The organism is Bacteroides sp. 14(A), from assembly GCF_000526555.1.
GTDB classification, from domain to species: domain Bacteria; phylum Bacteroidota; class Bacteroidia; order Bacteroidales; family Bacteroidaceae; genus Bacteroides; species Bacteroides cellulosilyticus.
In genome coordinates this window covers 2502596-2515675 of sequence record NZ_JAGH01000002.1, presented here as the reverse complement: position 1 = coordinate 2515675, position 13080 = coordinate 2502596, and the positions used below count along the sequence as shown (strand labels likewise).

Genomic DNA, 13080 nt, shown 5'->3' with positions numbered 1-13080 from the left:
TTTATGATAAGATTTATGATTTATGAAATCATAAATCTTTAACTCGCTTTGATATTCATCTCAACCTTAGGCTGCATCGGATCATTCGTAATCATCAGAATGCGCAGGTGGCGTTTCTTCTTGGCGATATTCCTCTTATCTATCGTCACACGCAAGCGGGTGGTTTCGCCCGGCTGCAACACGCTCTTCTTCAGACTTACTCCTAAAGCAGGATTGAACACCTGCAATTTACTGATTTGCAACGGAGAGCGTCCGGTATTGGTGATCTGTATATCATGTTTCACCTTATTCTTCTTAGCCAGTTGTGCGCTCAGGTCTATATCTGTCTCCGAAAGACGGATTACCGGAGCATTCGCCTTGTCCGTATCGGTCATACCGGAGAAATCAGGCAGGAGAATAGCAGAAAGAGGTATCTCGTTTTCATCACTCACCTTGTCACCTGTGAAGCGTGACAGGTAAACTGATGCCTGTGTCAGTCCCAGGTCTGTCAGTTTCTCTGTGTTGAGAGTTAATGTGATAAGCCCTTTCTCACCTTTCTGAAGCACGTTCGGTTCCACTTTCATATCCAGATAGGAAGGCAGGTGCATCAATACCGGTTCATACGAACGATCCGACAGATTCACTACGCCAATCCGTATGACAGGTTTTTCGCCACGGTGCGTATCAGGGAAATCAATCTCATTTTTGTCAATGCGTATCTGTCCGATAAGATAAGGATAGGTTTTCGTAAAGTCTTTTATCTCGCGCACCACCTCACCTGTAAAGTGCAGATAAGCCAGATTGGGCTGCGCATTGGAATAAACAGCTATGGACTTATCAAAATGCCCCAATGCCTTAGCATCAAAATCGACGACGATCTTCCCCTTTTCACCGGGAGCAATGGGAGTTTGTGTCCACTGGGCTACGGAACAGGCACAGGAAGGGTCTACATCAGTAAGCACCAGAGGTTGATCGCCCGTATTGGTAATGACATACTGCACGCTAACGGGATGTTTCCATTCGATCTGTCCGAAGTTGTGAGTTTCTTTATTGGATGAAAAACGCGGTTGCGCCGTAGCACTGACTGCTACGGCGGCAAGCGCATATATACATATCAAGGTTCGTTTCATTCGTTTTCATTTTAGGATGCACAAAAGTAGGTGTTTTAAATGAGAGTTCCTAAAAGCAAGTTTTAAAATTTCTACTCCACCTCGACCTTCACTGATGCTGAATGAGCTGCATACTCGGGAGCATAGGCACATTGAATTGTTGCCAGCCCGGCTTCATACTGCCCGCTACGGGCAACGCGGTAACTGTATTCCAACACATATACACCCTTGCTCAGACTATCGAAAAAGAAATTAGTGGAAGCATCTTCTATCTCCACATAATAACCTATTCCACCGTTCCAGCGATAACCGGAAAGTGAATTCATCGGTTCGAAGCAGGCACCACGCTGATCTTTCAGTTGAACGAAATCCATGGCACGGTCCAGACGTATCGTCAGACGGGAAACCACTTTATCACCTACCGCCAGTTGCGTGGAAGCGGTGATGGGTTGCAATTCTTTCTTTCCACCTGTCAAAGTACGCTCTACATAGAGTTTCTTTTCTACAGCCAGTTCACCACCTTGCTGTTTTACATCGGAAATAGGTGACAGATATTGTGCATAGACTGCCCCCCAGGCAATGCCTGCATCCCTCTTTTCCACAGTAATGGACTTGGCACGCAATTCAGGACTACCTTCTGCAAAGCTTTCCTTGATATATCCCAATCCGGGAACTGTGGTCTTGGCAGGTGAGAATGTTTCCAGCACTTTACGGCCAAGAACAATGCGTACATCACCACGTGATGCCAACAAGTCACTCCCTTGGCAAAGCAATGCATAAATAGCGTCTGCCGTTGCAACAGGTGAATTCCAACTTGTAGTTTGTTTCTGCTTCAGTAACCAAAGTTTCATTTCTTCCACCAATGCATCATTGCCTCCTGCCATCCTCAGGGCTTCCATTACCTCCACATGAACGGAAATAGGTTGTGTTCCCCAAAGGAAAGGTCTTTCATAGAAAGCAAAGTATGCACCCCGTTCATCGGTTTGCACCAGATGCTCTTTAATAGAAGCGATAAATTCGTTAGCCTCAGCCGTGCGACCTGCCTTTTGCAGAATGATAGCTGATTGCGCCTTGACTCCCATTGCATTCGAACTCAGGTTCTTGCCGACCATAGAGAGGAAATAGCGATAAGCGGCTTCATTGGCAGAAGGCACTCTTTCACCGGAGATAGCTATCAGATAGAGATACGTCATTGCCGGATATGAAAGATTATTGATCTTCGTCCCGTTTTTCTCTGCTTTACGGATATTCTGATATTCCTGCAATGCCTGGCTATGCAAATAGTTGAAAGCTCTTTGCTGCATGGAAAGGGCATCAGCGGAGTTCTGTTGTCCGGTAAGCAACGGCAAGCGGACAAGGAGTTCGGTGATGTATCCCGTCATACTGCGACTACCCGGCATACCTTTGTACCAACTCCAGGCGCCATCGGCATTTTGTAATTCCTGTAGTTTAATAAGGGTGGTCATATTATTGTTCGACAGATTATTGAGATCGAACAAAGTAGCAATACGCGCTTGCTGTTCGGCTTCAGTAGTAGCTTCCAGCAACCACGGGCTTTCTTCGAGAAGGATATTCTTCACCTCTTGGTTCTTCTGTAACTGGCTGAGGAAGTTTTCTTTCTTACCGCCTTGCATGCGCCAACTGTCGAATACAGCTTTAATGCGCGGCTGACTGTTGGCAATGTAAGAAGCAAGGGAATTAGCATAATAAGCGGTTGCCCATGCTGTAGCATTATCTGTACGGGGCTGACTCAATACGGGTAATGCCTGTACGGCATACCAGGCAGGATTACCTGTAAATTCTACTGTCAGTCGGCGGTCGGTGGCCGTGCGGCTGTTGTAATTGAACAGGCTGTCCAAAGAGAACGTACGGGTTTCTTCACCACGTACCGGCATGGCAAGGGTTTCAGTAATGTATTCCTTATTGCTCAATACAGGCAACAAGTGCTGTTCGCCATCACTGAATGTGCCACCGTCAGCAATCATACGTACACCCAACATATCCTGTTTATCCGTCACTGTGAAACGGAAGCTTACAGGAACCGTCTTCCCGGCTTCTACCGTGAAAGCTTGGCGTTGAGTGGAAATCACTTTATCCGTCATCGGATCAAAAAGAATAAATTTCGTAGTTCCCTTCAAAGATTTACCTGTCAGATTGGTAATGGTTGCAGCAATGCTGGTCTTATCCCCTACCCGTACAAAACGCGGCATATTGGGAGACAGCATGAAGTCCTTCGCCGTAACAGCAGAAGCATCCAACTGACCGGTCAACATTCCCTTTGTATGGGAATATCCGCGGAAATTCCAACGCGTCAGACTTTGTGGCATCGTAAAGGAGAAGGAAATCTCACCTTGTTCATTGGTGCGCAGTTGCGGATAGAAGAACGCCGTTTCAGCGAAGTTTGTACGTAGTTCGGGGGTATTGCCCGACTCTACATCATCAGCCGTCTGTCCAATTTCCTGCGACATTTCTTCTTCAAACATTAGACCTGCCGCTTTTCCGGCCAACATATTTGTCAGATCAGCAGAAGCATTGTCCGCCATAGCCATCATTTTTGTCTGCGGAGATGCTATGCCCCTCACCTGTACGCTTCCTGTTACATCCGTTCTCTTCACAGAACGATATCCGATTATCATTGCTTCATTTATGTCTTCTTCCGAATAAAAAGTATCGTAGATAAATGCTGGAATTTTCCACTCCTTCATCGAGAAATGACAAGAATAGAAGGCTCCACCTGTATATCCATAAGACCAATATATCTGAGGATTGAAACGGGGATAGTTCACATTAAAATTCTGACGATTGGGATACAGCTTATCCAAAGAAGCATCGTACATAGTAGCAAGCATCTCAGCATCAGCCGGTGTACCTTGCGGTGTCTTTATCGTCAGACGCCACTCCTCTTCTTGTCCGGGACGCAACTTATCACGGAATACATCCCATTTCATTGTCAGTGCTTTATCCGGCATACGCTTTTGCAAGTTGACCTTTTCAGAATAGAATTCACCACCCTTGACAAAAGCAAACAGGTACTCTATCCCGTCTCCATACTCCTCTTTATAAGGAACATCAAAACGAACAATAGAGTCGGATAATTGAAGCACCGCACTGCTTAAACGCTTTTTACCGCTGAATACATCCAGCATGACATAAGCATCCTTATAAGAAGTCCCCAAACAGAATTGAGCAGGGTGTCCGGCATCAAACTCCGCATTGCGTGCATAGAACCAAACAGGTGAATCTACCGGAGGGCGATTGTCGTCATAGGAGAAGAGTACGATATTTTGCTTGTAATCAACATCCCTACCCTGATCGTCCTTGGCTGCTAATTGTAGTTCGTAAGCACCTGAAGGCAAATTCTTCCATTCCGGCAACAATACTTCCACATTCGAGGTAAACTGTCCGCTGAAACGGACTTCCTGTTTTCCATCTACAGTTTGTACCAGGCGATAATCACCCTTCACGGCAACGGGTTGCATATTCAGGTTCCGCGCCACGAATGTCAGGCAGATACTGTCATCCTTACAAATGCGCTCTTCCGTTTCGACAGACAAAACAAGCGAACGGTTGCCTGCTGACAGCGTGGTCACACTACTTTGTGTTTCACCGGCCTGGTTGGTTACAGAGGCTTCTATCTGATAGGTATAAAAACCGGCATTCTCCCCTTTCACACCTTGCAGGCGGACAGGAATAGAGAACATTCCGTCATCTCCTATCGTCACTGTGCCGGAAGCCAGTGAAGTGGAACTCTGCCCATAAGATCTCCACCACGAAAACAGACTACGGGTTACGGTATAGTTCAGTTCCAACCCTTGCAAAGGCACACCATTAAAGGAACTCACCGTACCTTTCACCTGTACGCTGTCTCCTACTTGATAGGAATCCTTCTGAGGATCAAAAACTATATCGAATGTAGGACGCTTATATTCTTCCACTTGTACAAATGCCCGGCCATCAGTTTCCTCAACTTCAATCGTGTAAGATCCATTCAGGCAGGCAGCAGGCAGTATAAACTCTGTGGTAAACGAACCAAATTCATTGGTACGGACTTTTTTCTCTCCAATATCATTACCATTCACATCCGAGAGCTCCACCGTATAAGTTTCATTTGGAAGAACCTTGGCGGTATCTCCCTCTTGGGCATAAGCTATACCTTTTATATAGATAGTCTGTCCCGGACGATATATGGAACGGTCCGTTAAAATCTTCACTTCATCAAACTCTTCATCTGTGCCATTCCAGACTCCATTAGAGCTATTATAAATACGCTGCAATGGCATTGCCGTATCAGTGCCTTTCGTAGCACTCAACGCACGGAATTGCTTAACCCACCGCATTACCACTTTGCCCGAAGCATCTGTAGTTTTCTGCTCCAGCACCTCATTATTCTTTGTTCCGTAACTGGAATAGAAAGTAATCTGAGCATCTGCAATAGGCTTTCCAGTCTCAGCATCCAAAGCTACAACCTCAAAATCCTTATTCGATAAAGGTAAGGTCAACACCTTGAAGCGAGTAAGATAGAGATAGTTTTCAGAAGTTTTTCCTTTCTTGTCATCAGGTACAATCTGCATAACATAAACACCTGGTTCGCCGGGCATCAGCATGCTGTATGTACTATCTGCCGACTGGTAATTATCCGGGCGCAACAAAGAGAAGTGTTCTACCTTCACTTTACGGGCATATTTCTTATAAAAAGAGCTATTGATCTGTGGCATATCAGTTTCCTCTTTCAATAAAGTAGTATGAAACAGGTTCACTGTAAATCCATCCAGATTACGATGGGTCACTCTCAATTTCAAAGAGTCACCGGGGTAAGTAGCCCTGCTTGCAGTCAGGTTAAGTTGAGGTTGCAATATGCTTTCTTTCAGTTCACGCAATGCGGATATGCGTTTGTAGTCAGGGTAAAGACTAATAGCCTCATCACAGGTTTGCAATGCTTCCGGGTATTTACGCATATTACGGTAATAACGGGCCTTAGCCAGATACGCCTCTGCACATACATCACGTTTACCATAGTCTTTAATGATACGGTCTAATGCACGTAGATATTGGTTCGGTGCTTCGCTCTCATCTTCTTTTACAGCACGGGGACGAAGCAAGACATCTCCTTCACGGTTACGCCAAGCCATATAATCCAGCATAGTCAGTACGGCAGCATCTTCCCGATCAGGCATTTTCCGATAGGTATTTATCATCTGCCCATAAATGCCCATAATGTCTTTCTTCACCAAAGAATCCGTATCAAACCACGAGACTTTCTGTAAAGCATCGATAGCACGTGATGCCAGCAAATGATACATTTCATGATGGTAGTATTCACTTGCATCTCCTAAAATCACAAAAGGAATATAAGTACGTGAAGATGTCTTCAGTAACTCAGTAGAGTCTTTCAAGGCTTCACCGGTATATTTTATTACCTGATTCACAAACAAATTGGCACTCCATTCGCGGATATCCGCTGGTAGAGCCGTCTCTCCCAGATTAAGCGAAGTACGATTCCGCAATTCCCAGCGGTTATTATCTGCATAATTGGCATAGATACTCGCTACCAGTGAATTCAACACTGCACGGCTGACCGGATTTTGCTCATGCAACGCCCATTGTTCCAATCCTTTCAGATTGACATAGAAACTATCGGGCGTCAGTATATTCTGATACGTATTCCGGCACATATAGGCTTTAAGCATCTGCGGGGTATTCTTTTCGCGTTCCCCCTTCCGGAATATCTCATCCGTCAGTTTAATCACAGTTTGCGGCAAACTCTTTTCCTGTGCTTGCTCCACTTGCTTCCACAACTTATCAAACGACTGCGCATGCAGCACAGGCACACAGCCCCAAAACGCTGCCAGCAACACCAAACTACAAATTCTTTGAATTTTTTCCATGGATACTATTCTGTTAGTCTTTGTACTAACAACAAAGAAAGGGAATAAAGTTTAAACAAAAGCTGTTTTTTATATAAAAAAGCTTTCAAAGGGATATAAAAAGAAGCGAGAAATACGTTTTCAAGACGTACTCCTCGCTTCATAAAGTTTAGTTCAAATGCTTTTTTACTTCTTCAGGGTATAACCCATCATCAACATCTCATTCCGACCTACTTCGGCGAGAATGTTTCTCCATGTTTTAAAAATCTTTTTTTTCATAACCTTAAAAATTAAACTAATACCTAAAAATCAAATACACACTCATAAAAAGGGGGTTAATAAATTGTAGAGTAACCCCAAACGTGCTTATCAGCTTCGCTGATGTGCTTAAAAATTTTCTTTAACATTTTCATTTTGTTATCCTCCTTAAAAATCTTGTTATCCTATTGAAATCATGTTTTATAACACAAAAATAATACCTTTGTTCGAAATTTCGAGCGATATATTACATAAAAGTATGTTTTATAACATATTTCTTGATCTACATCAAAAATAAGAAGATTAGACAAGAAGAAAATAAGCAAGAATGGCAGGAAATGAAACGAATGACAAGACAGGAGACAAGATGGCAGAAAAAGAGTGAGGCCGCTTCCCACTGGAAACAGCCTCACACAACAACATTTTACTTTTCACGATGGTGAAAAAAAGAACTAGTCTTCACAGAGTAGTTTTCTCTTTTATAATGGCATCATTAATTTTATGAATTTGAGTCCATCAAACAGAGACGCCATCCGCCTAAATAATTTACAGGCTTAAAGTACCACTTATTGGCAGCTTCCGGCACTGTTCCGTCAGCTTCCCTCATTACTATAGTACATTTCACCTCATTCATCAAGGCTGTTTTAAACTTTATATTGTTTATACGATAACTCAACACTGGAATCTGCTTCAACATACAGACTACGTTGCTCATTTCTTCATTGCTAAGTTGGAGAGGCTCATTCCATGCATCTTCAGGATCAAGCTTGTAAAGCATGGAAACAGCCTGCTCGTATTGTTTGTTTTGCACACAAGTTATAAACTTATCCACTAAATTTTCTACAGCTAGAGTATCTTCCCGAACCAATCCACTAACGAAATCATTAAATTGTTCTTCAGATAAATCCACTACAGCCTGTTTTTTATCCACTGATTGACAGGATAAAAGATTAAAAAGAGTGGCAAGTACAAAAACAAAAATCAGGTGTTTCATCTTTTATTATTGAAAAGTACAAAGAAGTAAGGGCACTACTTACCCTTACTCTTATTTATGATTCGAATGACTCCGAATTAGTTAGCTACTGTTGCAGCGATTTTACAGATTACATATACGCGGATTGTACCCCAATCATACTTAACATCAAACGGAACCTTAATCTGGAAATCACCTACGGTTGTATTATTATTCTCATATACCAGTTCACCGAAGTAATGAGCAACAGCTCCCTTACCATTCTGAATATCATTTTCTGTCGGTTCTATAAAATTGAACTTAATCTTCTTACTTGCAGCACTTAGCAAATCTTTAAAATCACCAGAAGTAGAATTCATATCAGTTCTGATTTGATCTTCCAAACAAGAGATAGACTTGATACCATAATATTCATAGTAGTTTTCTCCCTTAGTAACCGCAGTATTATCAAAGTTATGATCACGCCAATCGGTGAAAGTCAATTTCAACATAGCTTTAGAGCCGCCTGTTTCACCATCCAAGAAATTAGTTTCATGAGGATCAGCTACACTAACAGGACGCAAGAACTTCGCAAAGAATGTATTGTTAGACAAAGCAAATGGAACATAGTCACAATTAGCTGCATTTATCTGAATTTTTGCAGTAAAGGTTTGCTTATCCGCCAATTCATTGTGATCTGCATAGTTCAAGATATCCTTAGCCCATTCATTAGTAGCGTTATCCGCATTATATTCTAATGTAGAAGCATTGATAGTTACAACAGGATATTTAATAAGAGGAGCACCTACCTTATTTGCATACAAAGTCTTTCCATTATTACCTACTGTAATATCATATTTCTGACCGGAATTACCTGTAACCGGAGTCAAAGCAGTTCCTTGCGGATTTACGAAAGTGAATGTTTTAGTCAACTTAGCATCCGTAAATGCAGTATAAACAGCATCAATACCAGTAACTGTCACATCGTTACCCATAAATGTGTTCAAGATATCAGATTTGAATTCATCGTCTGCACCTTCCTGTCCCACGGTTTCAACATTAGCATGAATATCACTATAGCCAGTTCCAGCTTTCGGATCATTTTTGGCATACCAATAAGCTCTGTTCTTATCAGCGTCAGCCAATGTACCGGCCGGTGTTACATTACGTTTTGATGGAGTCCAATTCAACGTCACATATACATATTGATTGATACCTTTAGCAGCATCGATTACTTTAGTATAACGAACGATGGCTTTCATACTTTCCTTATTTTTAAACACTTGGTAAGCTTGGTTATTCTTAACCATCCATTTCAATATCTGAGTTTCGTTACCGCCATCATCTTGAATAGATTGAGATACGATACCATACTTAGTTGTCGCAACTTTAGAAGCAGGCAAAATTCCATCGTATTGAGTAGCATCATTTACACCACCATCCAATGTAAAGTTATCATGGAAATCCTCTTTAGAAATGCCTTGCTTTTCGAGTTGAGCAATAATTTGTTCTTCAAATTGATGCCAAGTAAGTTTCAGTTCTTTTTGAGTTTCTGTACAATTTACAGTATAGATATCAGCAAAGTCAAAATTCGGAGTTAATACAACATCACTTTCTGTAATAGTGTCAACAATCTTAAATTTCATATACCCTACTGCTGCAATCTTATTACTCTTAATATCAGTTAAAGTAATACGTACCAACGGTTCACGACCTTTTTCAGCCTTATTCTGTTCTGCTCCAAATTCTTGCTGCAAACCATCCTTCGGCATTTGTGGTCTAAGAATAGCACCATTCAAAGCAGCATGAGCACTTTCCGAAGTTTTATTATCACCTACATGATAGCCAACCAGTTCATAAGAATATTTGAATCCGTAACTTTCAGATGTCTTATCAAAAGCATACTTATCCAGTTTCTTATGAATATCTTTAGTCAAATCTTCCGGATCAACTATTTCATCAAAATGAGTATTGATAAGCTTAGATAAATCTTCACCCTCATGATTCCAAATAATCTCACGAGTAGCTGTAGCATTTATAGCCTCAGCAGCAGTCTTATACAAATGTACCGTTTCATTTTGCTCGAATGGCTGACTTAGAGCCAATGTCAAATTATGAGCATTCACCGCTTTTATTGCAGCATAATCAGAAGTAATGATTGTGTCTTGCTTACCATTATTATAATGAGCTTCCAAAGCTAGTACTGTAACTTTACTATCCTGTTCTATATCCTTAACAGTACCATTCACTAAATGAGAATTTACAGTCAGCAGACCTTTGTCTCCTTTAAAGTTGTCAACAATAGCTTCTACTACACCATTAGCTCTTGTTTTATATTCTTTATCAGCAGAAATATAAGTCAATTTAGTAATCTTTTTCCAATCTGCAATAGAAGGATTCATATGATATTCAGCAACTAAGCCTGGAGTCATAGAAGTAGCAACTCCGACCTTAGGGGCATCGGTTTTAAAATCTCCGTTTGCATTAATCTTATTAACAGTCAAGACGTTATAATTATAGGAATAAGCTCCCATAGCTTCGATACCTTGATAATAGAAAGCCGGTTTAAAGACTAGGCTGTTCAAACGAGCAGAGAGCACACCTAACAAAGTATTCAACTGATCGCTTACTTCCTTTTGCATCTCCTCATTAGCTTTCTTCAGAAGATTTTCAATTTCTTCTTTAGAACCTAAATTGGCTAACTCTTTCTTCATAGCGTCCAACTGCCCCTGAAGGGAATCAAACTTCTTGCCAGTAGCTTCTTCAAACTTCTTCAAAGCATCAATCTGAACCTGCAATGCCTGATCGGCTTTTGCCCGTGCTTCTACTTCTGCATTCAAATCAACGCCTAAATCTTTCAAGTCCTCTTTCATTGTATTCAGGTCACTCTGAATACCATCTATCTTACCTGAAAGTACAGAAAGTTCCTCATCTGTTGCTACATTTTTCATTAACTCATCAATGTAAGCTTTAGCCTCTTTGATAGCCTCAGCTTTTGCGTCGCTTGCAGCTTTTTCAGCAAGTGCTTTAACAGCTGAAGCTTCAGCAACAGCTTTGTCTGCTTCTGTTTTAGCAGCATCAGCGGCAGCCTTTGCAGCATCTGCAGCAACCTGAGCAGCGTCAGCATCAGCTTGTACACCAGCTAAAGCTTTTTCCAAGCTCGTCTTTTGTGCGCTAAGTTCAGTGTTCAGATCCGTGTACTTTTGCTCAAGACCGTCGATATCATCGTCATAGTCCTTGCAAGACGTAAATACACCCGTAGAAACCATCATCAAGGCTCCAAACAGGGCTACACTCAAATACTTCTTGTTCATAATAAAAAACTTTAAATTTATAAATTTAAAAAAATAAAGAATAATAATAGTCTGATCAATAATCTTCGTCCCATTATATACCGTTACTTTATAGGTAACGGAATTGTTGAATAAAAAGAAAAAACGTACAAGAAAACTCTAGAAAAAGGCTTTTATTAGTCAAATAGTACATCGGGACATGAAAGAAATTACCTATCAAACTAATTTGTAAGAAAAGAGTAGATTGAATAAAGTGAGAAAGAGGAACATTTAATAAAACTAACTAAAGAAGAGTACAATATTTTACTGATATACAGCGATATACTCCAACATATAAGTTATAAAAAAAGAAACAAGAAAAACCGCCGGAGAAAATATCCCAGGAAATTAGCTGATTATTTGCATTTCTACAATAGTCAAATATCAGCGTTTTATAATGAAATTCTATAAAATCCGCCCCACTCTTTAGAAGACAGCAGCATACTCTTTCACAAAGGAGATAACTTCTTGATTAGCTTGATCTATCCTTTGATTTTGAAAAGGCTTCAAATAAGTTTCCGTAACCTTGATAGATGAATGTCCCATCGCTTCTGAAATGATGCCCGGATGTATTTCACAATGATAAGCCATTGTCGCCCACGTATGGCGAATAGTATACGTACTTAGATGAGCATGACTTCCCATCCATTTCTTCAACACAGACAATTTATAGTTGAAAGCCCTCAATGCCGATTGATATTCATGATAGGCCGTTTCTGTGCCTTCAGGACTGGATAGGAAAGAGAATAGGTAAGGAGAATTTTTATCTGTATTAGCTACCATTCGAATCAATCTCATAGCCTCAGGTGTCAACGCCACTGTCAATGATCGACCGGTTTTCCGACGACGGTATTTCAGAATATTATCCTGGATATCCGTTTTACGTAAATACACCAGATCAACAAATGGGATTCCCCGCAGCAAAAACATAAGCGCAAATAGTATCTTTGTTTTTTGTACGTCTAAAGGTAAAGTACCATTAATAGGTACTTTCTCTGTTTCATAAAGTAAATTTCCAATATCAGAAGCATCTAAAGATCTTCTCTGATCAGCACATACACTTGTATGTACGTGCCTGAAAAGCCTTGGTATGTACAAGGCATAACCATTATCTACTGCCCGGTTATAAACCGCCCGGAGCACCTTCATATAAGTAGATACCGTATTCCAACTACATCTTCGCTGGCGCAAATAAATTTCGAAGCGTTTCAAAAGGTTCGGATTCAATTTGCAGAACGGTATATCCTTATCATCATTAAATGCAGAGAAAGAATTCCGTGCGCTCCGGTATACATGTGCAGTGCCCCACTGACCATTGGCACGAAGTTCCAGAATAGTAGAGGATAGCATCTCCAATAATAATTTTTGTTTCATAATTGAATGTTTTTTGAATACAATTACTCTTTTTTTTAAGAATTATAGAAAAAAGAACAGCTTTATTTGCACATTTATGGAAAAACACTTATGTTTGCACCATATTTTGTGCCGTTACCTATAAAGTAACGGCATTTTTTTTAATAAAAATATCAAATAAAAAAAGCGGGGAGAATGTTCAAAAAAACATTCTCCCCGCTTTTAAAATCTAT

General features: G+C 40.9%; 5 protein-coding genes. All 5 read right to left on the bottom strand.

Translation table 11 applies throughout. The annotated features are described in order from the left end of the window. Positions 1-38: 38 nt before the first annotated feature. Positions 39-1109, bottom strand: a complete 1071-nt coding sequence (locus K429_RS0117070; protein WP_026367694.1) for a DUF1573 domain-containing protein — start codon at positions 1107-1109, stop codon at positions 39-41. A 71-nt stretch (positions 1110-1180) separates the two neighbouring features. Next, positions 1181-6973 carry an alpha-2-macroglobulin family protein gene (locus K429_RS0117065; protein ID WP_026367693.1) on the bottom strand — a complete coding sequence of 1931 codons (5793 nt, stop codon included), beginning with the start codon at positions 6971-6973 and terminating at the stop codon, positions 1181-1183. A gap of 736 nt (positions 6974-7709) precedes the next feature. Beyond that, a complete protein-coding gene (locus tag K429_RS0117055; RefSeq protein ID WP_026367692.1) occupies positions 7710-8204 on the bottom strand; it encodes a hypothetical protein in 495 nt (164 codons plus the stop codon). Positions 8205-8281: 77 nt separating this feature from the next. Continuing rightward, positions 8282-11476, bottom strand: coding sequence for a hypothetical protein (locus K429_RS28880; RefSeq protein ID WP_007215246.1), 3195 nt, complete (start codon positions 11474-11476; stop codon positions 8282-8284). 444 nt (positions 11477-11920) lie between these two features. After that, positions 11921-12868: a site-specific integrase gene (locus tag K429_RS0117045; RefSeq protein WP_044096717.1), complete on the bottom strand. Its 948-nt coding sequence runs from the start codon at positions 12866-12868 to the stop codon at positions 11921-11923. Positions 12869-13080: the final 212 nt, after the last annotated feature.

Excerpts from the sequence above, each read along its gene's own strand:
- K429_RS28880 (WP_007215246.1), bottom strand. The coding sequence starts at position 11,476 with ATGAACAAGAAGTATTTGAGTGTAGCCCTGTTTGGAGCCTTGATGATG.
- K429_RS0117055 (WP_026367692.1), bottom strand. The coding sequence starts at position 8,204 with ATGAAACACCTGATTTTTGTTTTTGTACTTGCCACTCTTTTTAATCTT.
- K429_RS0117065 (WP_026367693.1), bottom strand. The coding sequence starts at position 6,973 with ATGGAAAAAATTCAAAGAATTTGTAGTTTGGTGTTGCTGGCAGCGTTT.
- K429_RS0117070 (WP_026367694.1), bottom strand. The coding sequence starts at position 1,109 with ATGAAACGAACCTTGATATGTATATATGCGCTTGCCGCCGTAGCAGTC.
- K429_RS0117045 (WP_044096717.1), bottom strand. The coding sequence starts at position 12,868 with ATGAAACAAAAATTATTATTGGAGATGCTATCCTCTACTATTCTGGAA.